Source organism: Sphingopyxis selenitireducens (assembly GCF_051550705.1).
Classification (GTDB): Bacteria; Pseudomonadota; Alphaproteobacteria; order Sphingomonadales; family Sphingomonadaceae; genus Sphingopyxis.
On record NZ_JBPULG010000003.1, the window covers coordinates 420,566 to 440,393 of the forward strand.

Sequence of the window (19,828 nt, forward strand, 5' to 3'; positions counted from 1 at the left end):
CACCACTGCCTGAAATAGCGGACACCGAATGACCGATAGCGACACGCCCCGCATCCTCCTGATCGACGACGAACCGTCGATCCGCGAACCGCTGGCCGAATATCTGGCCGCGCAGGGCTTTGCCGTCACCGACGCCGCGAACGCCGCCGAGGCGCGATCGGTGCTGCGCGCGCAAAGCGTCGATCTGGTGGTCAGCGACATCATGATGCCGGGCGAAGACGGGCTGTCGCTGACCCGCCATCTGCGCGAGACGAGCAGCATTCCCGTCATCCTGCTGACTGCAAGGGCCGAGGATACCGAACGGATCGTCGGGCTGGAAATTGGCGCGGACGATTATGTCGTCAAACCCTTCAATCCCCGCGAACTGGTTGCGCGCATCCGCACCGTACTGCGCCGCACGCAGCAAGGCGGCCGCGCAATCGACGCGACCGGCACCAGCTATGCCTTCGGCCGCTGGGTATTGCGTGAGGTCGAGCGCGTGCTCGTCGATGATGCGGGGCAGGAGGTTGCCCTGTCGTCGGGCGAGTTTCACTTGCTTCAGGCGCTCGTCCGCCATCCGCGACAGGTGATGAGCCGCGACCGGCTGCTCGATCTGGTGCGCGGGCGCGAGGCCGATATCTTCGACCGCGCGATCGATAATCTGGTCAGCCGCCTGCGCAAGAAGATCGAGGAGGATCCGGCGCATCCGCAGATCGTCAAGACCGTGTGGGGCGGCGGCTATACGCTGGCCTGCGAGGTCAAGCGGATGGGGCCCGCGGCGTGACACTCCGCCTGTGGCCCAAAAGCCTGATCGGACAGCTGGTCTTTGCCGTCGCGGTGATGCTGTTCATCGCGCAGGCGATCAATTTTACGATGCTGGCGCGCGGCCAGAAGCAACAGATGCTGGCGCACGGCGGCGGCATGGCGGTCGGGCGGATCGTCGATGCGATCGACCGCGACAGGCGCGGCGTCCTCGAGGCCGACCATCGCGATGCGGGCGAACGCGGCCAGCGTTTCCGCGTTCTCGATCATCCTCCGCGCGTTCCGCCGCATGCCGTGGCGCTGCCCGATCTCGCCGATTATGTATCGGGATTGCTGATAGAGGCCGACCTTCGGCCGCGCACCGTCGAAGCATGGGGACTACACCAGCGTCCGCACGCCAAGGGAGGCAAATATCCGGGGCGGACGGTGATGGTGTCGGCGAATGTCGATGGTCGCTATTACATCGTTCGCACTCGCATGCCCTCAGGTGGCGGCGGATTGCAGGGCTTTCTGGTGTGGCAGACGCTGTTGCTTTACCTGATGCTTCTCGTGCCCATCATGCTGATCGCCTGGCGCGCGGCGCGGCCGCTGCGCGATCTGACGCGCGCCGCGCGCATCAATCCCGGGCTGCGTGAAGCGCGGGCGCTGAAGGAGGAAGGGCCGTCGGACGTGCGCGACCTGATCAGCGCCTTCAACACCTATCGCGCGCGGATCGTGACGATGCTGTCCGACAAGGACCGCATGCTCGGTGCTGTCGGTCACGACCTGCGCACCCCGCTTGCGAGCCTGCGCGTGCGGGTCGAACAGGTCGATAATGACGCTCTGCGCGACAAGATGATCGCGAGCATCGAGGAAATGACCGCGATGCTGACCGACATATTGGCGCTCGCGCGGTCGGGCGCGGGGACCGAGGAGCAGGAGCGCATCGGGCTCGGCACGCTGGTCGGTGAACTGGCGGCCGATTACCGCGAGCGCGGCAAGGATGTCGCGATCGCCGACATCGCCGACGTCGAGGTGATGGCGCGGCCGATGCTGCTCAAGCGCGCGCTGCGCAACCTCGCCGACAATGCGATTGCCTATGGCGCGCGCGCGCGCCTGTCGGTGATCGCAACGGGCGGTCAGGTACGGATCATCGTGTCCGATGACGGCCCCGGACTGACCGACGAACAGATCAAAACGCTGATCGAGCCTTTCGCGCGCGGCGAGGAATCGCGCAACCGCGCGACCGGCGGCGCTGGCCTTGGCCTGTCGATCGCGCGCGATATTGCGGAGGGCGAGGGCGGTACGCTGACGCTCGTCAACCGCGACGGCGGCGGGCTCGATGCCGTGATTTCGCTGCCGGTTCAAATATAGCGCCAGCGGAGCCATCGCTGCTGTTCGACGAGGCGCGGGTCGTTTTGGGGTGGGGAGCGGACGCCGTTCTATTGAGGATGCGTTTGAGTTCGCCGCTTCCAAAAAGCATATGCAATCGAAACCGGAAACGCGACGGCGACGTATATGGTTGGTAGAATAAGCCCCAACACCATGATGGCGAGGAAGTCCGTCCGCCCAGTGTTTCCATGAAACTCGAGGTCATAGTCGTAAGGGATTGGCGTCGGAGTGGCCATGACATAGCACGCGAAACAGAGAAAAATCAGCGGAACAAAGCCTAGGCGGACAAGCCACCAGCGCGTCGGAAATCGCGCTTGGAATGCTTTACCGAGCAACAAGCTGGATAGAATGATTAGCGCAGGCGGGATTGCGATAAGCAAGACCATGGCAGCTCTTTATCCTGCATTGGTTCCGTGGACAAACAATGTCCGCCACCTGTCGCTTCCGGTCGTTTGATTCATATCGGCAGCCAACGGCGCAAATGGGGTGGCAAGCCGTCATTTTCCACCTTCGTCATCCCGGGCTTGACCCGGGACCCGCCTTCCTCCCGTTCGACCTTGCAAAGGCAAGGCAGGCCCCGGGTCAAGCCCGGGGCGACGATGATGGATAGGGCAGCTTCCGGTCCTTACCGAACGCTCCCCTGTTCCGCTCGTGTCGAGCGAAGTCGAGACACCCATTGAGATCGCGCTGCCCCGAGGGGCATCTCGACTTCGCTCGATGCAAACGGAATTAGGGAATGACCACCTTCGGTCGCTTCCAGCCGCCCGCCATCCCGGGCTTGATCCGGAATCCAGCGCGGCGCTGAAGCCATGGTCCCGGATCAAGTCCGCGGTGATGAAGAAAGTGAATGACGGGTGCCGGTCGCTACCAGCCGGGCTATTCCGATCAGTAAAAATGGCTGTTCAGGGCGATTCAGGTGTAAATCGCGATTCCCTGGCTGCCGCTGACGATCGGCTCGCCGGCGCGGTTCCAGATCATCATGTCCTGCACCGAAAAACCGCCGCGCGCATAGCCGGTCTTGGCCGACAGCAGCCACCAGCCGTCATCGGTCTGCGGCGTACCGGTCAACATATTGACCGTCCAGTTCATCGAACTGATCGGCCCGAACTGGCTGAACAATGCCATCGCGGCGGGGGGCAGGGCGTCGCCCATCGCCAGCAGCGCGACAGCGGGATGGCATGAGGGTTCCTCGACGAAGCGTACCCAGGTCAGATAATCGCCGACATCGCTCTTCCATGCGAAGCGCGGGCCGGTGGTCGGGCGCATGTCGAAATGGCGCGTGAAGGATGGGCGCGCGTGATGTTCGGGGACGGGGGCCAGCGTTTCGGGATCGGGCGCATCGGGCATGCTCAGGCGATTATGGTCGATATGGCTGCTGCGGTCGCCTGAGAAGGCAAAGACGGCGGCCGTGCCAAAGCCTGCGTCGCTCGACACGCCGGCATCGACGAACAGCGATGATTTCGACTGGCGCAGCACGCGCGTTTCGACGGTGCAATCGCCGCCGACCGGACCGACGAAGCTGATCTGTGCATAGCGCAGCGGCGTTTCGGTCGGGTGCAGCGCCATCGCGCCGGCAAGCGCGACCGCCGAGCTGATCCCGCCATAGGCGGTTCGGCCCTGCATCCATCCTTCGTCGATATGTGCCTTCGCCACGCCCTCTTCGGTGCGCAGCGTCGAAAGCAGCGCGTCGAGCGCGCTGGGGGAGGTCGTCATTCTGGTTTCATTCCTCGATCTGGAAGGTCAGCCCTGCATGTTCGGTCAACCGGGCGATCAACGCATCACCCAGCAACGCGCCGGGGGTCCACACGCCGCCGTCGCCCTTGTTTGCAAGCAAGGCGAGCCCCGTTTCGGCGAGCATCTTCGACGTCGAGCCATAGCCCGGATCGCGGTCGCCTTTGACGCTCGCACGGACGGTGGTGCCGTCGGGATATTCACCGACGAACAGCACGTCATAGAAACCCTTTTCGCGCTCTTCCTTGCTCGGGCCTTCGCCGGGCTGGAGTTTGGATTCGCCGAACGGGTTCGCCTTGGCGATCGCTTCGGCCATTGCCTTGCCGGCGTCGCCGATCGTCGTCACCAGCATCTCGTCATAGACCAGATCCTCGCCCCATGCGTGACCGAGCAGGTAATTGGTGCGGTGGACATTCTTCGTGTTGATCGGGGCCATCACGAAGGGGGCGGTCCAGGCACCCGTCGCGGGATCATATTCGGGAACCAGTCCAGTCGGCTGCGACGGGCCCTCGAAGCCGGGGGTCAGCGCGAAGCTGGATTTCAGCAGCAGCGCGAGCGACGGCTTTTTCGCAATGGCTTTCAGCGTTTCGGTCAGGCTGGCGATCGTGCCGCCAGACGCGCCGCCAGACATTTTGCGGACGCGGCCTTTGACCCGCGGCGCCGGTTTGCCATGGCGCTTGATCGCCTCGGCCTGCAGGAAATGGACGCCGAGGTCGAAGGGGATGGAGTCGAAGCCGCAGCTGAAGGTGATCCGCGCGCCCGATGCCCTGGCGGCGTCCTGATGCTCGTCGATCATCTCGCGCATCCAGCCGGGCTCGCCGCAGAGGTCGGCATAGGCTGTGCCCGCTTTGACGCAGGCGGCGACCAGCGGGGCACCATAGAGCTGATACGGCCCGACAGTGGTGAGGATGACCTTCGCGCGCGCCGCCATCGTGTCGAGGCTCGCGGGATCGCTTGCGTCGGCGACGACCAGCGGGGTGTCTTTCGGTGCCCCGATCAGGTCGCGGATTTCGGCGAGCTTGTCGGCGCTGCGCCCTGCCATCGCCCATTTCGGTGCGTCGGCGCGGTCGCCATAATGCTGGACCAGATATTCGGCGACCAGACGGCCGGTGAAGCCGGTCGCGCCATAGACGATGATGTCGAACTCGCGGGTAGCCATGGCATCCCTCCCATTTACGTAAACGTCAACCTGAGGCTAGCGCAGGTGAAAGGGGATGCCAAGCGGGGAAGCGTCAACGGCGCCAGAAGGGGCGTTTTTTCACCAACACCGTGCCACCTGCGGTCTCGGCCCGCCCTTCGGCGCGCGCGGCGCGCAGTTCTGCTTCGACGGCGCGTTGCTGGGCATCATGTGCGGCCATCTCATCGCGTCGCCGCTGGCGCAGCGCGTCATAGCTCCACCGCGTATGGCCATAGCCGAACAGGCAGAGCAGGCCGCCCGCGATCGCCAGATTCTTCATCGCCGCCATCGCCTGCATGGGGTCGGTAAAATCGCGGTGAAAGAAGAGGATCGTGAGCAGCACAAAGCCCGCGAGCAGCACCGATACCAGTCGCGTCGCGATGCCGAGAGCGATGCAAAGTCCCGCGATCAGTTCGAACAATCCTGTCGGAACGGCCAGCGCGCCGGGCAGTCCGGCGGCGGAAATCATCGCGCTGGTGTCGCTGACATGGATAAGCTTGTTGATCCCCGACACGATGAAGATGACGGCGATGAACAGGCGCCCGATGAAGACGGCAAGCATGGACATGGGTGATCCTCCACTCAATGCCCCCGCGCTTGTCCTTTTACGACGCGCAGGAGGCCGGGAGGTTCCGGATCACAGCTTGGGCAGCGTCACGCCCTGTTGGCCCATATATTTGCCCGCGCGGTCGGCATAGCTGATCTCGCATGGCTCATTGCCCTGCAGGAACAGGAACTGGCACGCGCCCTCATTGGCGTAAATCTTGGCGGGCAGGGGCGTGGTGTTCGAAAATTCCAGCGTCACATGCCCCTCCCAGCCGGGCTCGAGCGGGGTGACGTTCACGATGATGCCGCACCGCGCATAGGTCGATTTGCCAAGGCAGATAACGAGCACGTCGCGTGGAATGCGGAAATATTCGACCGTGCGGGCGAGCGCAAAACTGTTCGGCGGGATGATGCAGACGTCGGTTTCGCGGTCGACGAAATTCTTCGGATCGAAATCCTTGGGATCGACGATCGTGCTGTCGACATTGGTGAAAATCTTGAACTCGGGCGCGACGCGCGCGTCATAACCATAGGAGGAGAGGCCGTAACTGATACAGCCGTCGCGGCGCTGCGCCTCGACAAAGGGTTCAATCATGCCCTGCGTTTGGGCGGCTTCGCGAATCCAGCGGTCGGAAAGAATGGCCATGGCGCTGTTTGTCGGGGCAAGCGCGATTGCGCAAGCGGTCAGTCGCGGATCAGCCCCAGATCCTTTGGGCCGAAGGCGGCGGGGAGCAACTCGCTAAGCTTATAGCTTTTCACCGCCTTGCCATCGCCCGACGCGCAATGGACCAGAATATCGGTTTTCGACCGCTCGGCGGCTTCGTTCAAAATCTGGCGGCAGCGGCCGCACGGGTTGACCGGATCGCTGCCGAGCAGCTGGTCTCCATCGGGCCGTCCGCCGATGATCGCGACTTCGGCAAGCTCGCCAATCCAGCCTTCATTCGCGATCTTCGCGACCGCTGCGGTTTCGGCGCACAGCGTCAGGCCATAGCTTGCGTTCTCGACATTGGCGCCGGTGACGACGTCGCCATTTTTGAGCAGCAGCGCGGCGCCGACGTGGAAACCCGAATAGGGGGCATAGGCCCGGGCCGCGGCGTCGCGCGCGGCGGCGATCAGTTCGTCGCGGTTCATATCATCGGTCATCGCGTCTCTCCTTCGGGGCGCAGCACATTCCAGCCGACGGTGCCATCGGCGCCCGACAGGCGGATATAATTATTCGCCTGCCACATCGCCCAGGGGTGTGCGCCATAATCGGCCTCGAAGAAATCGCGGCGGAGCCAGGTGGTGCGCGCGATGCCGCTCGTCACCTGATATTCGGCCTCGAACGCGGGGCCGGGTGCGATCAGGCTGCGCTTGCCCATATGCGCCTCGATCTGCGCGAGGAAAGTCGCGAGTTCGGACAGGAGCAGCGCGCGCGTCGGCCGGTCGGGGCAACGGTCATCGAAATCAAGCCACACAACCGCAGGCAGCGCATCGGGGCGTCGCGCGATATGGCGGATGAAATTCGCCGCCTGATCGGTCGCGAGCTGGCAAAGATTATAGCGGTGGATCGCGCCCGTCCGCATCCCGACTTCGCGCGCACCGGCGACGTTGCGCGTGTACATCGGATCGATTCCGCGCGTGCCCTGCGTCGCCATCACATAAGCGAAATCGGCGCCGGCAGCCTTGATCGAGCCCCAGCGGACGGCGCCATTGCCGGCGTCGATCGTCACGCCCTGCATGGGATAGGTTTCGCGCGGCGGCGTCCAGCGCGCCGCCCACCAGAGGGCGAGGCCGGCAGCGAGCAGCAACAACACCAGCGCGGCGCCAGCGCGGCGCAGCGCATGCGCCACAGCCTCTTTCCAGCCGCCGCTCCGTTTCGCCGCGCCTTTGTTTTTGATCGCCCCCGTTGCCATTCTCAGCCCTTGATATGAAGGACGCAGATGAGCGTGAACAATCGCCTCGCCGTGTCGAAATCGACCGCGATCTTTCCGTCGAGCCGGTCCATCAGCATCTCTGCCGCCTCATTGTGCAGGCCGCGCCGCGCCATATCGACGGTTTCGATCTGCTGCGCAGTAGATGTCTTGATTGCCTGATAATAGCTGTCGCAAATGGCGAAATAGTCACGGATCGGGCGGCGAAAGCGTCCGAGGCCGAGGATGATTGCCTCCAGCGGTGAGCCATCTTCGCGCGATATTTCAAAGATCAGCCGGCCTTCTTCGACACGCAACATGAGGCGATAGGGGCCTGCATAACCATCGGGGTGCCCGCGCTGCGGAACGAATTTATTATCCTCGATCAAATCGAAGATCGCGACGCGGCGTTCCTGCTCGACATCGGGATTGCGCCAGACGATCGAACCCTCGTCCAGTTCGACCGAAATGATCCGTTGTTTCGAGGGGTCTGCGTCAGCCATGCTGCCAGTGCTTCTACTTGGCCCGTCGCGAAGGGCAAGGGGGCTTCCGTTTGCATTTGGATAGTGATGCGAGCCGCCATCTGCGTCCCATCAAAAAACTATCCACAGGATGCTCCACAGTGATGACGCGCCCGTCGACCGCACAGGACATCATATGCCACCACCCGGTTGCGCCCGCCGCGGCTTCGGCGCATGAAGACGCATGCTTGATGTTGTTCGACTTCCCGCATCCCCCGCCGGGGATGACCGCCAATTGCCGCGCAATATCGAGGCCGAAGCCGCCTTTCTGGGGGCGATTCTGATCGACAACCGAGTCGTCGAGGATCTGCCCGTCGCGCTTCATCCTGATCATTTTTTCGAGCCGCTGCACGGCCGTATCTTTCAGCACACCATGGGGCTGATCGAGCGCAACAGCGTGGCCACCCCGGTGACGCTCAAACCCTATTTCGACGCCGACGAGGCGATGAAGGCGGTTGGCGGGGTTGGTTATCTGGCGCAGCTGACGGGCAGCGGCGCCGGCCTGATCGGCGCGCGCGATTTCGCGCGGCAGATTTTCGACCTTGCCTTGCTTCGCGAACTGGCGGGGGTCGGGCGGACGCTCGTCGAGAATGCGCTCGACACCAGCGAGCGCGTCGATCCGCAGGCGCAGATCGAAGAGGCCGAAACCGCGCTGTACCGCGTCGCGGGGGGCGAGGCCGAAATGGGATCGGTCAAAAGCTTCAGTCAGGCCAGCCTGACCGCGCTGCAGGCCGCCGAACGCGCGCTCAATTCGGGCGGTCACCTGTCGGGTGTCACCACCGGCATCGGGAGCCTGAATGCCAAGATCGGTGGTATGCACAATTCCGATTTGATGATCCTCGCCGGACGTCCCGGCATGGGCAAAACCTCGCTCGCGACCAATATTGCCTACAACGCCGCCGAACGCTGGCGCCGCGATGAGGATGACGGCATCCCGCCCGAAAAAAATATGGGCGCGAAGGTCGCCTTCTTCAGCCTCGAAATGTCGGCCGATCAGCTCGCGACGCGCGTGCTCGCCGAACAATCGGGGGTGTCGGGCGAAGCCTTGCGAATGGGCAAGATCAGCAAGGAGCAGTTCCAGCAGCTGTCGCGCGCGGCGCAGCAGCTTCAGACCTTGCCCTTGTTCATCGACGACACGCCCGGTCTGACGATCGCGGGTCTGCGCACCCGTGCTCGGCGTCTGCAACGACGCCATGGCATCGGCTTCATCGTAATCGATTATCTCCAGCTGTTGCAGGGTTCGTCGAAGAGCGGCGACAACCGCGTGCAGGAAATTTCGGAAATTTCGCGTGGTTTAAAGACGCTGGCGAAGGAACTTCATGTGCCCGTGATGGCGCTGTCGCAGCTCAGCCGTGCGGTCGAACAGCGCGAAGACAAAAGGCCGATGCTGTCCGACCTTCGTGAATCGGGCTCGATCGAACAGGACGCCGATATGGTGATCTTCGTGTTTCGCGAGGATTATTATGTCGGCTCGCGCGAGCCGAAACGTCCGGTCGAAGGCGACGATGTCAAGATTCACGCCCAGCATGAAGAATGGGCCGCCGAAATGGAGCGCGTCTTCGGCCTTGCCGAAGTGATTATCGCCAAGTCCCGACACGGCTCGATCGGCAAGGTCCGCCTCCACTTCGAGGCGAAGACGACCAAGTTCAGCGATCTCGCCGACGACAGCCAGGCGTTTGAGGATTACGAGTAACGAAACTCCGTCATTGCTTCGCTACGCTCGGAATGACGGAGGGTGGTGTCAGAACGCCGGGTCGTTCGCGGGATCGTCGCCGATCGGCGTCACGACTTCTTCGTGAATGCCGCATTCGGTCTTGTCCCATCCGCGCCACCGGCCCGAGCGCGGGTCTTCGCCCGGCTTGACCTTTGACGTGCACGGCGAGCAACCGATCGACGGATAGCCTTCGGCTTCGAGCGGATGGCGCGGCAGATCATGCTCTTCGAAATAGGCATCGAGCTGTTCACGCGTCCAGTTGGCGAGCGGGTTGAATTTCAACCGGCCGCTGCTGCCATCCAGTTCGAAGCGCGCCAGACCCTGACGCGTCGACGACTGAAACCCCTTGCGCCCGGTGATCGACGTGTCGAAATCGGCAAGCGCCTTTTCGAGCGGTTTAACCTTGCGGATCTCGCAGCAACCGTCGGGGTCGTAAGACCAGCGCAGCTCGGTCGCGTCCTTCGCCGCCAAATCTTGCGCGTCGGGGGTCAGGTTGACGATATTGAGCCCCAGCTTTGCCGCCAGTTCGTCGCGATAGGCCAGCGTTTCGGGGAAATGCTTGCCGGTGTCGAGAAACAGCACCGGCATATCGGGCGCGGCGCGGGTGACGAGGTGGAGCAGCACCGCGCTTTCGGCGCCAAAGCTCGAAACGATCCCGGTTTCGCCGAGCAGCCCTGCGCCGATGACGCTCGCGACCACCTCCGCCGCATCCTGACCGCGGAAGAGGTTGTTAAGGCGAATGACGTCAGCCTGCGTGAAACGCGGGGCCACGTCGATGGTGTCGCGAGTGCGGTCTTCAGGCGCGGATTTGCTAGCCATGACGCAATTTCCATATCGGCACGGCGCCATCGGCGGCGCCCTGATAATGTTCGGGCCAGCGCGTCAGCGCGGCTTCGACATCGGCGGGATTGAGCGACTTTTCGGGCGCGAACGTATCGAATCCGCAGCGCTTCATATGGGAAATCTGGTCGACAAGAACGTCGCCCTGCGCGCGCAGTTCGCCCGCATAACCCGCCTCGCGAAGGATGCGCGCCGACGAATAGCCGCGGCCATCGCGAAACTTCGGAAAGGCGACTTCGATCAGCGCCAGCCGGTCGAGATGCGGGATCAGCGCGCGGGCATCCTCGTCGGGCTCAAGCCGTACTGCGGTCGCGTTCGATTGCGACAGGAAGGCGTCGAGGGTGACGGCGGGTTCTTCGCCGTCCGAATGGATATGCTCAACCATAAATCGCTTCCTTGAACGGGGCCATGCCGACGCGGCGGAAGGTGTCGACGAAGCGCTCGCCCTCGGTGCGTGTCTCCAGATATTTGTCGGTGACGCGCTCGATTGCGTCGACCACGCCGTCCTCGTCAAAGCCGGGGCCGGTGATCGTGCCGAGGCTGACGTCTTCCGCGCCCGACCCGCCGAGCGAAAGCTGGTAGTTTTCGGTGCCTTTGCGGTCGACGCCCAGGATGCCGATGTGGCCCGCATGATGGTGGCCGCAGGCGTTGATGCAGCCCGAAATCTTGAGCTTCAATTCGCCCAGATCGCGCTGGCGCACCGGATCGGCAAAGCGCTTTGCGATCTTCTGCGCGACCGGGATCGAGCGCGCATTGGCGAGGCTGCAATAGTCGAGCCCGGGGCAGGCGATGATATCGCTGATCAGGTCGAGGTTTGGCGTCGCGAGCCCGGCGGCGTCGAGCGCCTGCCAGATGGCGTAAAGATCGGCCTTGCGGACGTGCGGCAAGACGATGTTCTGCGCATGGGTGACGCGCAGTTCGTCGTGACTGTATTTTTCCGCGAGGTCGGCCATCAGGTCGATTTGCGCCGAGGTGGCGTCGCCGGGGATGCCGCCGACGGGCTTCAGGCTGATGTTGACGATCGCGTGGCCTGCAGCGCGGTGCTTTGCGACATTCTGATCGACCCAGACCGCGAAATCGGGATCGCTGCGATCGATCGCGTCGGGGGCCGAGGCGTCGAGCGGCGGCGGGGCGAATTGCGCGGCGATGCGGTCGAATTCGGCGCGCGGCGGATCGATGCCCAGCGATTTGACATGCGCGAATTCGTCCTCGACCTGGCGGCGATATTCGTCGGCGCCCAGTTCGTGGATCAAGATCTTGATGCGTGCCTTGTAGATATTGTCGCGGCGGCCATAGCGGTTGTAGACGCGCAGGCACGCTTCGGCATAGCTCAGCATATCTTCGAGCGGCACGAAATCCTTGATCAGCGGCGCGATCATAGGGGTACGGCCCATGCCGCCGCCAACATAGAAAGCGGCGCCATGAACGCTGTCGCGCTCGACGATCTGGATGCCGATGTCGTGGAGTCGCATCGCCGCACGATCTTCCTCGGCAGCGATCACCGCGATTTTAAACTTGCGCGGCAAATAGCTGAATTCGGGGTGGAAGCTCGACCATTGGCGGAGCAGTTCTGCCCAGGGGCGCGGATCGGTGATCTCATCGGCGGCAGCGCCCGCCCACTGGTCGGAACTGATGTTACGAATGCAATTGCCGCTGGTCTGGATCGCATGCATTTCGACCGAAGCCAGATCCTGAAGGATCGCGGGCGCATCTTCCAGCTTGATCCAGTTATACTGGATATTCTGACGCGTGGTGAAATGGCCGTAATCGCGGTCATATTTGCGCGCGATATGCGCGAGCATGTGCATCTGGCGGCTGTCGAGCGTGCCATAGGGCACTGCGACGCGCAGCATATAGGCGTGAAGCTGGAGGTACAGGCCGTTCATCAGCCGCAGCGGCTTGAACTGATCCTCGGTGATTTCGCCGGCGAGACGGCGGCGCACCTGGTCGCTGAACTCTGCAACGCGGGCATCGACCATCGCATGGTCATATTCGTCATATTTATACATGTCAGATCACCCAGTCGCCGGCCGCGGGATCGGCGGGTTTCAATGTGAGGTCGGGGCGCACGGTCGGGCCGAGCGCGCGAATACGGTCCTTGATATGCGCGGGTCGCGGCCCTTCGGGGGTTGCTTCGCCGGCGATAATATAGGGTGCGTTGACCCGGCGCGCGCCTTCTTCGGCGGCTAGGATGGCTTCACCTTGCTCGCCAACATCGGCGGCGTCCTCGATATGCAGCGACCAGTCGGCGCCGGTCCACCAGGTGACAAATCCTGTTTTCAGGTCGTTGCCCGTCAGCAGTTTCATGAAAAATCCTTTATGAGTTCGGCAACGCCCGGCGTTCCCAGGCAGTCGAGGGCATCGGCGCGCGCTGCGACCTTGCCGACGATGATGAGCGACGGGCTGGCGACCTTTTCACGCAGGACTAGGTCGCCCAGATCGGTGAGCAGCGAGCGCATGACGCGGGCATCGGCGGTGGTGCCACGCTCGATCACCGCGACGGGCAGGTCCGGCGACACGCCGTCGGCGATCAGCTTGTCGGCGATCGCCGATGCGGTCGCGAGGCCCATATAGATGACGAGGGTGCGGCCATGCCCCGCAAGGCCCGACCAGTCCTGATCGGTCAGATTCTTGCACTGGCCCGCAACAAAGCTGACCGCGCTGGCGTCTTCGCGGTGGGTGAGGGGGAGGCCGGCCTGTGCGGCGCAGCCCGCGGCGGCGGTGATGCCGGGGACAACCTCGCACGCAACGCCGGCTTCGCGCGCGGCATCGAGTTCTTCGCCCCCGCGACCGAAAATAAACGGATCTCCGCCCTTCAGGCGCACGACCTGCTTGCCCGCAAGCGTTTCGCGGACGAGCAGTTCGTTGATCAATTCCTGCTTCATCGTGTGACGGCTGCGCTGCTTGGCGACCGATATCCGCTCGACATGCGGCGGGATCAGCGCGAGCACGCCTTCGCCGACCAGCCCGTCATGAACGACGATATCGGCGCTTTCGAGCAGGCGCGCGGCGCGCAGTGTCAGCAGGTCGGGGTCGCCGGGACCGGCGCCGACGAGCCAGAGCTTGCCTGAAGGGAGGGGATGCTTGTCCATGAGGCGGAAATGGCGTGCCGACGTCCAGATAGCAAAGCAGGCTTTTTTGCCCCCGATGAAGGCAAACTTGGGTGCCCTGCAATGGGTGGTTAGAGAAAGCCTTTGCGCACCAGCTTCGGCGCGTCGCGTTCGTCGTCGCGCAGGCCGACGCCGATCGATGCGCGCATCGTGTCGCTTTCCGAACTTGCGACCGGATAGGCGCAATAATCGGCGGCGTAAAAGGCGCTGGGGCGGTGGTTTCCCGACAGGCCGACGCCGCCGAAAGGCGCCGCTGACGATGCGCCATTGGTCGGGCGGTTCCAGTTGATCACCCCGGCGCGGGCGTTGGCCCAAAACTGGTCGTAAAGTTGGGGCGTGCCGCCGATCAGCGCCGCCGACAGGCCGAATGCGGTGTTGTTCGCCTCGGCAATCGCGGCCTCGAAACTGTCGACGCGAATAACCTGCAAAAGCGGGCCGAACAGTTCGATATCGGGGCGCTCTGGCATGGCAGTAACGTCGATGATGCCCGGGGTCAGAAACGGTCGGTCGGCGACCGGCCGCGTCATGTGGCGGATCACCTGACCGCCGTTCGACATCAGGATCAGAAAACTCTCGGTCAGCCCGTCGGCGGCCTCATTGTCGATCACCGGCCCCATATAGGGCACGGGGTCGGCGTGGGGATGGTCGACGATCAGGCGATTGGTGAGGTCGCGGACCTCTTCGACCAGCCGGTCGGCCATGCTGTCGCGGACGATCAGGCGCCGTGCGTTGCTGCACCGCTGTCCGGCGCTGAGGAAGGCCGACTGGACGACGATGGTGGCGGCGGTACGCAGGTCGGGGGTGTCCCAGACCACAATCGGATTATTGCCGCCCATTTCGAGCGCCAGGATCTTGTCGGGGCGGTTTGCGAACTGACGGTTAAGCGCGAGCCCCGTGCGCGCCGATCCGGTGAAGAGCAGTCCGTCGAGGCCGGGATGACCGGCGAGCGCCTTGCCCGTTTCGGGGCCGCCGACGACGAGGCGGAGCACCTCCGGGGGAACCCCTGCGGCATGGAACAGATCGACCAGCATGGCGCCGGTCGCCGGGGTTTTCTCGGACGGCTTGAACAATACCGAATTGCCCGCGATCAGCGCCGGGACGATATGGCCGTTCGGCAGGTGCGCGGGGAAATTATAGGGGCCGAGGACGGCGAGGGTGCCATGCGGTTTGTGCCGCACCGCGTTGCGCAGCCCCATCGCGCCCTCGATCCGGCGGTTGGGGGTGCGTTCGGCATAGGATTTGACCGAAATATCGACCTTGTTCGCAACGGATTCGACTTCGGTGCGGGCCTCCCAAAGGGGCTTGCCCGTTTCGCGCGCGATCAGGTCGGCCAGCTTTTCGCCCTCCGCCTTCACCTGATTGGCGAAGCGGCGCAGCGTTTCGGTGCGAAAAGCGACGGATTTCGACGCCCATTCGGGCCAGGCATGGCGCGCGACCTCCACCTCCGCATCGACATCGCTGGACGGGCGGCGCCACAGCTCTTCGCCGGTCGCGGGTGCGTGGGAAACCAGTATTTCGGTCATGGTCGCAAGCCTCTTATCGGTGAAAGCGGACGGCGGCAACCTGTGAGGCCGAACCGCATGAGGGATGGGTTGCACCGCCTATGGGGTTGGCGATAGACGCCGGGAGGACGAGCGAAGAAGGGAACGCGCGATTTCGGTCAAACAGGAAGTCCAACGCGACAATCGCCGTGAGTGGTCCGACCATTATTGGTGGTCGGGCGACGGCGTGCGTCTGCATGCGCGTATCTATGCCGGGCCGCAGGGCGCGGAGGCCATGCCGCCGATCCTGTGCATGCCAGGTCTCGCCCGTAACGCCCGCGATTTCGAGGACCTTGCGCCGTTTCTTGGACAGTATCGGCGCGTGATCGTCGTTGAATTTCGCGGCCGGGGCGAAAGCGCCTTCGCCAAGGATCCGATGACCTACGTCCCGCTGACCTATGTTCAGGACGTGGTTGCGCTGCTCGACGAACTGTCGGTCGATCGCTTTGCGACGGTTGGCACTTCGCTCGGCGGGATCGTGTCGATGCTGATGGCGGCGAGCATGCCCGGGCGGCTGGTTGGCGCTCTGCTCAACGATGTCGGACCCGAACTCGAAAAGGCCGGGCTCGACCGCATTCGCGACTATATCGGCGTCGGCGGCGGCCAGCCCACGTGGATGCACGCGGCGCGCGCTTATGCCGAGGTCAATGCCGCCATTTATCCCGCTTTTGGCCTGCACGATTGGCTTCGCATCACCAAACGCACCCACCGTCTGACCGCCGAGGGGCGCATCGTTGCCGATTATGACAAGCAGATCGCAGCGCCGCTGCGCCTTGCGGGCAGCGAGGCCGGTTTCGATCTGTGGCCTGCCTGGCAAAGCTTTGGTGAAATTCCGGTGCTGATCCTGCGCGGCGCCCTGTCGGACATATTGGCGAAGCCGGCGGCGCAAAAAATGGCGAAGGCCTTGCCCAAGGCACGGCTTGTCGAGGTTCCCGGCGTCGGCCATGCTCCGACGATGGACGAAGCCAGAGCCCGCACCGCTATCGGTCAATGGGTTGCGGAGTTGCCCGCAGCGTGAGCGATGCCATCCCAATCGACGTGGAGCAGCCGGTTCGCATCATCCATCTCCACTCGAGTTTTTCGCTTGGCGGCAAGGAAGCGCGCGCCGTGCGTCTGATGAATCTGATGGGGGATCGGGCGCAGCACACAATCCTGTCGGCGGTCCCCGATGCGCTCGGCGCGCGCGACGCGATCGATCGCGGCATCAAGGTCGATTTTCCGGGCGAGGCCGCGCCGCCGCTGCATGGAAAACCCTCGCTGTCCCGCTATCGCACTCTCGCCGACTATCTGTTCCGCTTCGACCTTATCCTCAGTTATAATTGGGGCTCGATGGACGGCGTGATGACGCACCGGCTGTTCAAAAACCGGCGTTGGTACGACATGCCGCCGCATCTGGTGCATCATGAGGATGGCTTTAACGAGGACGAAAGTGTCCGGCGGAACTGGAAACGCAATTTGTTTCGCCGCCACGCGCTGCGCTCGGCGGGCGCGGTCGTCGTGCCCTCGAGGTTGCTTCAGCGGATCGCGGCGGACGAATGGGGGGTAGGCAATCGCACCGAACTGATCCGCAATGGCATCGATGTGGCGAGCTATGCGAGTGCGCCATCTGTGGCCATCCCCGGTCTAGAACGCCGCGCGGGCGAGGTGGTGATCGGCACCGTCGCGGGGCTGCGCAAGGTCAAGGATCTGCCGCGCCTCGTTCGCGCCGTCGCGACGCTGCCCCCACACGTCCGGCTCGTCATCGTCGGCGAAGGACCTGAGCGGGGAGCTGTCGCCGCCGAGGCCGCGGCGTGCGGGATGGCCGACCGGCTTGTGATGCCGGGGTTCATGGCCGAACCCGCGCACTGGATCGGTCATTTCGACCTGCTCGCGCTGTCGTCGCTCAGCGAACAGGCGCCGATCGCGGTGATCGAGGCGATGGCAGCGGGCTTGCCCGTCGTCAGCCCCGATGTTGGCGATGTCGCGGCGATGGTCGCGGCCGACAATCGCCATCTCATCGTCGCGGACGAACGCGGTTTTCGCGTCGCGCTGGAGGAACTCGCGGCCGACGCTGGTTTGCGTGCACAGATCGGCGCTGCGAACCGGCGCGTCGCCGCCGAACGCTTCGACGAATCTACCATGGTCGCCGCCTATGAAAATCTCTATGGTCGGGCGCTAAGTGGACGCCGCCTGTTCACGGGGAATTAGGCGGGGCGCCCATTGACTTTCATGGCCGGCTTCCGCTTACGGAAACGGTACTGGGGACCGGTTTGCGGCAAGCGGCCGGTGGAGAGAAAGAGGTTTACACGTGTTCAAAGGTTTGAAGCCCATCCTTTACGGCGGACGCGAAGTCTGGCCGCTGGTCGAGGGCGGGAAGGGCGTTTCGGCGACCAACCATATGTCGAGCGGCGCCTGGGCTGCGGCGGGCGGCATCGGCACCGTGTCCGCGGTCAATGCCGACAGCTATGACGCCGAAGGCAAGATCGTTCCGCAAATCTATAACGCGTTGACGCGCAAGGAACGCCACGAAGAGCTGATCGAATATGCGATCGCCGGCGCGGTCGAACAGGTCAAGCGCGCGCACGCGATTGCGGGCGGCAAGGGCGCGATCAACATCAACGTGCTCTGGGAAATGGGCGGCGCGCAACAGATCCTCGAAGGTGTGCTCGCGCAGACCAAAGGGATGGTCGCGGGCGTTACCTGCGGTGCGGGCATGCCCTATAAGCTCAGCGAAATTGCCGAGCGGCACAATGTTCTCTATCTTCCGATCGTCAGCTCGGGACGGGCATTCCGTGCGCTGTGGAAGCGCGCCTATCACAAGGTTCCGCAGCTTCTGGGCGCCGTGGTCTATGAAGACCCCTGGCTTGCCGGTGGCCACAACGGCCTGTCGAACGCCGAAGATCCGCTGGTCCCGCAGGATCCCTATCCGCGCGTCAAGGCGCTGCGCGACGTCATGCGGGCCGAAAATATTGCCGACAGCGTTCCGATCGTGATGGCCGGCGGCGTCTGGTATCTGCGCGACTGGGACAATTGGATCGACAATCCCGAACTCGGTCAGATCGTCTTCCAGTTCGGCACCCGCCCGCTGCTCACCGAAGAAAGCCCGATCCCGCAGGCGTGGAAGGATCGCCTCCGTACCCTCGACGACGGCGACGTGCTGCTTCACCGCTTCTCGCCCACCGGCTTTTACTCGAGCGCGGTGCGTACCCCCTTCCTGCGCGACCTTGAAGCGCGCTCGGAACGACAGATTCCTTATTCCAAGCAGGAAGCGGGTGATCATATCGTCCAACTCGACGTCGGGGTGAAGGGCAAGAATTTCTGGGTCACACCGCATGACCGTGCAAGGGCGCGCGACTGGGCGGCCGAAGGCTATACAGAAGCGCTGAAGACCCCCGATAACACGGTCGTTTTCGTTACCGAGGAATCGAAGGCGGAGATTCGCAAGGATCAGACCGATTGCATGGGCTGTCTGTCGCATTGTGGTTTCTCGTCGTGGAAGGACCATGACGATTACACCACCGGCTATCTCGCCGACCCGCGCAGCTTCTGCATCCAGAAGACGCTTCAGGACATCGCCCATGATGGCGATCCGGAGCAGAATCTGATGTTTGCGGGCCATGCCGCATTTAATTTCAAGACCGATCCCTTTTACTCGAACAATTTCACCCCGACAGTGAAAGAACTCGTCGACCGGATTTTGACGGGAGATTGAGTGCGGGCGGCGCCCGCGCCGTTTTATCTTACTGCTCGAACCTAGATCAGCGCGAAGCCCAACGCGCCGTTGACGATATCGCTCACGGCGCCGAGGGCTGCGTTGATCGCTTCCTCCACTGCGATCATGCCCATACCTTGCACCGCGAGGAGAACGGCGCGTGACGCATTTCTCTGCATTTCGAACAGAACATGCGCCTCAGCTTCGGTTATCTTGCCCTGCTGTTTGAGCGTTTCGATCTGGGCAAAGGTCAGCGCGATCTTTTTCGCCTCGCCCGTCATATATTCTTTCACTTTCGGCCAGTTGTTTTGAAGCGAAGCTTTGCTGGCAGCCAGCATGGTTGCCGCGACCGTTTCGATGTCGATACCGCTCATTTCTTGTCTCCTTCTCCACGCTTTTTGGCCAGTTCCAGCGCAATGACGGCGCCGAACGTCTGGTCGAATATGCTGCTGACCGAAGGGAGGAGGGCTGCGTTCAGGACTTGGCCGCCCCTGTTTGACTGGTCGGTGCTCGCGCCATATTGGACGCGACAGTCGAGCGACGCGTCGACGCCTCGCGTGCGCACCGCGTTACGCTGGATGTCGCTGAGATTGCCCGTGATGCAGGCTTTGTGAAGCAAGGCCAGATAGGCAAGATTATCTTCGGCAAGTTGCAGTTGAGCCATCGTCAGGCTGTTCTTGTAAATGCCCCCCGCGCGAACCTGCAGCGCGTTCAGCGATGCCGAAACATCCTGATAAAATGGCTGGCTTCTGGCGAAGGATCGTTCCGCATCGGTCGATGCAGCCTGTTGTCTGACGAAGAACTCGGACAATTTCTTCTGTATTGCCGAGGCTTCCTTGTCGGTCGTTTCGTCATATTTCGAAACGAGTTGAATCGACGTGCAGCCGCTGAATAATGCAAGAAACGCGCACGAAATAATGGCTCGACGCATGGCACCCTCCCCCCAAGGAATG

Annotated in this window: 21 protein-coding genes; 6 read left to right on the top strand and 15 right to left on the bottom strand. The window is 63.2% G+C overall.

Annotated features, from left to right (window positions below):
* Positions 1–28 precede the first annotated feature (28 nt).
* Positions 29–763: a response regulator gene (locus ACSYDV_RS12000; protein ID WP_438324048.1), complete on the top strand. Its 735-nt coding sequence runs from the start codon at positions 29–31 to the stop codon at positions 761–763.
* Positions 760–2,094: a sensor histidine kinase gene (locus tag ACSYDV_RS12005; protein WP_438324049.1), complete on the top strand. Its 1,335-nt coding sequence runs from the start codon at positions 760–762 to the stop codon at positions 2,092–2,094. The genes ACSYDV_RS12000 and ACSYDV_RS12005 overlap by 4 nt, the downstream gene beginning before the upstream one ends.
* Positions 2,095–3,024: 930 nt before the next feature.
* On the opposite strand, the gene ACSYDV_RS12010 is transcribed toward ACSYDV_RS12005, so the two are convergent.
* From ACSYDV_RS12010 to ACSYDV_RS12040, 7 genes are all read right to left on the bottom strand, one after another.
* Positions 3,025–3,825, bottom strand: coding sequence for an acyl-CoA thioesterase (locus ACSYDV_RS12010; RefSeq protein ID WP_438324050.1), 801 nt, complete (start codon positions 3,823–3,825; stop codon positions 3,025–3,027).
* Between the two features lie 7 nt (positions 3,826–3,832).
* Positions 3,833–5,002 carry a saccharopine dehydrogenase family protein gene (locus ACSYDV_RS12015; protein WP_438324051.1) on the bottom strand — a complete coding sequence of 390 codons (1,170 nt, stop codon included), beginning with the start codon at positions 5,000–5,002 and terminating at the stop codon, positions 3,833–3,835.
* A gap of 73 nt (positions 5,003–5,075) precedes the next feature.
* On the bottom strand, positions 5,076–5,588 hold the full coding sequence (locus ACSYDV_RS12020; protein ID WP_438324052.1) for a DoxX family protein: 513 nt from the start codon (positions 5,586–5,588) through the stop codon (positions 5,076–5,078).
* Between the two features lie 69 nt (positions 5,589–5,657).
* The gene (gene dcd / locus ACSYDV_RS12025) at positions 5,658–6,212 is read right to left on the bottom strand and encodes a dCTP deaminase (protein WP_039574764.1); all 555 of its coding nucleotides are present in this window, start codon (positions 6,210–6,212) and stop codon (positions 5,658–5,660) included.
* Positions 6,213–6,250: 38 nt separating this feature from the next.
* Complete coding sequence (locus ACSYDV_RS12030; protein WP_438324053.1) at positions 6,251–6,709, bottom strand: cytidine deaminase; 459 nt, start codon at positions 6,707–6,709, stop codon at positions 6,251–6,253.
* Positions 6,706–7,461 (bottom strand): glycoside hydrolase family 25 protein, encoded by a 756-nt coding sequence (locus tag ACSYDV_RS12035; protein ID WP_438324054.1) that lies wholly within the window; start codon positions 7,459–7,461, stop codon positions 6,706–6,708. Before ACSYDV_RS12035 ends, ACSYDV_RS12030 begins: the two co-directional genes overlap by 4 nt.
* Positions 7,462–7,463: 2 nt before the next feature.
* Positions 7,464–7,961, bottom strand: a complete 498-nt coding sequence (locus tag ACSYDV_RS12040; protein WP_293846978.1) for a UPF0262 family protein — start codon at positions 7,959–7,961, stop codon at positions 7,464–7,466.
* A gap of 202 nt (positions 7,962–8,163) precedes the next feature.
* On the opposite strand from ACSYDV_RS12040, the gene ACSYDV_RS12045 reads away from it, so the two are divergent.
* On the top strand, positions 8,164–9,672 hold the full coding sequence (locus ACSYDV_RS12045; protein WP_438324055.1) for a replicative DNA helicase: 1,509 nt from the start codon (positions 8,164–8,166) through the stop codon (positions 9,670–9,672).
* A 48-nt stretch (positions 9,673–9,720) separates the two neighbouring features.
* On the opposite strand, the gene ACSYDV_RS12050 is transcribed toward ACSYDV_RS12045, so the two are convergent.
* The 6 genes from ACSYDV_RS12050 to astD form a co-directional block, all read right to left on the bottom strand.
* Positions 9,721–10,512, bottom strand: coding sequence for a phosphoadenylyl-sulfate reductase (locus ACSYDV_RS12050; protein WP_438324056.1), 792 nt, complete (start codon positions 10,510–10,512; stop codon positions 9,721–9,723).
* Positions 10,505–10,918 (bottom strand): DUF934 domain-containing protein, encoded by a 414-nt coding sequence (locus ACSYDV_RS12055; protein WP_438324057.1) that lies wholly within the window; start codon positions 10,916–10,918, stop codon positions 10,505–10,507. The genes ACSYDV_RS12050 and ACSYDV_RS12055 overlap by 8 nt, the downstream gene beginning before the upstream one ends.
* Entirely contained in the window at positions 10,911–12,542 is a 1,632-nt protein-coding gene (locus tag ACSYDV_RS12060; RefSeq protein WP_438324058.1) for a nitrite/sulfite reductase, read from the bottom strand. The genes ACSYDV_RS12055 and ACSYDV_RS12060 overlap by 8 nt, the downstream gene beginning before the upstream one ends.
* Before the next feature lies 1 nt (position 12,543).
* Positions 12,544–12,840 (bottom strand): DUF2849 domain-containing protein, encoded by a 297-nt coding sequence (locus ACSYDV_RS12065; RefSeq protein WP_438324059.1) that lies wholly within the window; start codon positions 12,838–12,840, stop codon positions 12,544–12,546.
* Complete coding sequence (gene cobA, locus ACSYDV_RS12070; RefSeq protein ID WP_438324060.1) at positions 12,837–13,625, bottom strand: uroporphyrinogen-III C-methyltransferase; 789 nt, start codon at positions 13,623–13,625, stop codon at positions 12,837–12,839. The genes ACSYDV_RS12065 and cobA overlap by 4 nt, the downstream gene beginning before the upstream one ends.
* Before the next feature lie 89 nt (positions 13,626–13,714).
* Positions 13,715–15,166 carry a succinylglutamate-semialdehyde dehydrogenase gene (gene astD, locus ACSYDV_RS12075; RefSeq protein ID WP_438324061.1) on the bottom strand — a complete coding sequence of 484 codons (1,452 nt, stop codon included), beginning with the start codon at positions 15,164–15,166 and terminating at the stop codon, positions 13,715–13,717.
* 205 nt (positions 15,167–15,371) lie between these two features.
* On the opposite strand from astD, the gene ACSYDV_RS12080 reads away from it, so the two are divergent.
* From ACSYDV_RS12080 to ACSYDV_RS12090, 3 genes are all read left to right on the top strand, one after another.
* Positions 15,372–16,202 carry an alpha/beta fold hydrolase gene (locus tag ACSYDV_RS12080; RefSeq protein ID WP_438324062.1) on the top strand — a complete coding sequence of 277 codons (831 nt, stop codon included), beginning with the start codon at positions 15,372–15,374 and terminating at the stop codon, positions 16,200–16,202.
* Positions 16,175–17,371, top strand: coding sequence for a glycosyltransferase family 4 protein (locus tag ACSYDV_RS12085; RefSeq protein ID WP_438324063.1), 1,197 nt, complete (start codon positions 16,175–16,177; stop codon positions 17,369–17,371). The genes ACSYDV_RS12080 and ACSYDV_RS12085 overlap by 28 nt, the downstream gene beginning before the upstream one ends.
* 100 nt (positions 17,372–17,471) lie before the next feature.
* Positions 17,472–18,875, top strand: coding sequence for an NAD(P)H-dependent flavin oxidoreductase (locus tag ACSYDV_RS12090; protein WP_438324064.1), 1,404 nt, complete (start codon positions 17,472–17,474; stop codon positions 18,873–18,875).
* 41 nt (positions 18,876–18,916) lie between these two features.
* On the opposite strand, the gene ACSYDV_RS12095 is transcribed toward ACSYDV_RS12090, so the two are convergent.
* Both ACSYDV_RS12095 and ACSYDV_RS12100 read right to left on the bottom strand, forming a co-directional pair.
* Entirely contained in the window at positions 18,917–19,249 is a 333-nt protein-coding gene (locus ACSYDV_RS12095) for a hypothetical protein (RefSeq protein WP_438324065.1), read from the bottom strand.
* Positions 19,246–19,806: a hypothetical protein gene (locus tag ACSYDV_RS12100; protein ID WP_438324066.1), complete on the bottom strand. Its 561-nt coding sequence runs from the start codon at positions 19,804–19,806 to the stop codon at positions 19,246–19,248. Before ACSYDV_RS12100 ends, ACSYDV_RS12095 begins: the two co-directional genes overlap by 4 nt.
* Positions 19,807–19,828 lie beyond the last annotated feature (22 nt).

Excerpts from the sequence above, each read along its gene's own strand:
- ACSYDV_RS12000 (WP_438324048.1), top strand. The coding sequence starts at position 29 with ATGACCGATAGCGACACGCCCCGCATCCTCCTGATCGACGACGAACCG.
- ACSYDV_RS12010 (WP_438324050.1), bottom strand. The coding sequence starts at position 3,825 with ATGACGACCTCCCCCAGCGCGCTCGACGCGCTGCTTTCGACGCTGCGC.
- ACSYDV_RS12015 (WP_438324051.1), bottom strand. The coding sequence starts at position 5,002 with ATGGCTACCCGCGAGTTCGACATCATCGTCTATGGCGCGACCGGCTTC.
- ACSYDV_RS12020 (WP_438324052.1), bottom strand. The coding sequence starts at position 5,588 with ATGTCCATGCTTGCCGTCTTCATCGGGCGCCTGTTCATCGCCGTCATC.
- dcd (WP_039574764.1), bottom strand. The coding sequence starts at position 6,212 with ATGGCCATTCTTTCCGACCGCTGGATTCGCGAAGCCGCCCAAACGCAG.
- ACSYDV_RS12030 (WP_438324053.1), bottom strand. The coding sequence starts at position 6,709 with ATGACCGATGATATGAACCGCGACGAACTGATCGCCGCCGCGCGCGAC.
- ACSYDV_RS12035 (WP_438324054.1), bottom strand. The coding sequence starts at position 7,461 with ATGGCAACGGGGGCGATCAAAAACAAAGGCGCGGCGAAACGGAGCGGC.
- ACSYDV_RS12040 (WP_293846978.1), bottom strand. The coding sequence starts at position 7,961 with ATGGCTGACGCAGACCCCTCGAAACAACGGATCATTTCGGTCGAACTG.
- ACSYDV_RS12045 (WP_438324055.1), top strand. The coding sequence starts at position 8,164 with ATGCTTGATGTTGTTCGACTTCCCGCATCCCCCGCCGGGGATGACCGC.
- ACSYDV_RS12050 (WP_438324056.1), bottom strand. The coding sequence starts at position 10,512 with ATGGCTAGCAAATCCGCGCCTGAAGACCGCACTCGCGACACCATCGAC.
- ACSYDV_RS12055 (WP_438324057.1), bottom strand. The coding sequence starts at position 10,918 with ATGGTTGAGCATATCCATTCGGACGGCGAAGAACCCGCCGTCACCCTC.
- ACSYDV_RS12060 (WP_438324058.1), bottom strand. The coding sequence starts at position 12,542 with ATGTATAAATATGACGAATATGACCATGCGATGGTCGATGCCCGCGTT.
- ACSYDV_RS12065 (WP_438324059.1), bottom strand. The coding sequence starts at position 12,840 with ATGAAACTGCTGACGGGCAACGACCTGAAAACAGGATTTGTCACCTGG.
- cobA (WP_438324060.1), bottom strand. The coding sequence starts at position 13,625 with ATGGACAAGCATCCCCTCCCTTCAGGCAAGCTCTGGCTCGTCGGCGCC.
- astD (WP_438324061.1), bottom strand. The coding sequence starts at position 15,166 with ATGACCGAAATACTGGTTTCCCACGCACCCGCGACCGGCGAAGAGCTG.
- ACSYDV_RS12085 (WP_438324063.1), top strand. The coding sequence starts at position 16,175 with ATGGGTTGCGGAGTTGCCCGCAGCGTGAGCGATGCCATCCCAATCGAC.
- ACSYDV_RS12095 (WP_438324065.1), bottom strand. The coding sequence starts at position 19,249 with ATGAGCGGTATCGACATCGAAACGGTCGCGGCAACCATGCTGGCTGCC.
- ACSYDV_RS12100 (WP_438324066.1), bottom strand. The coding sequence starts at position 19,806 with ATGCGTCGAGCCATTATTTCGTGCGCGTTTCTTGCATTATTCAGCGGC.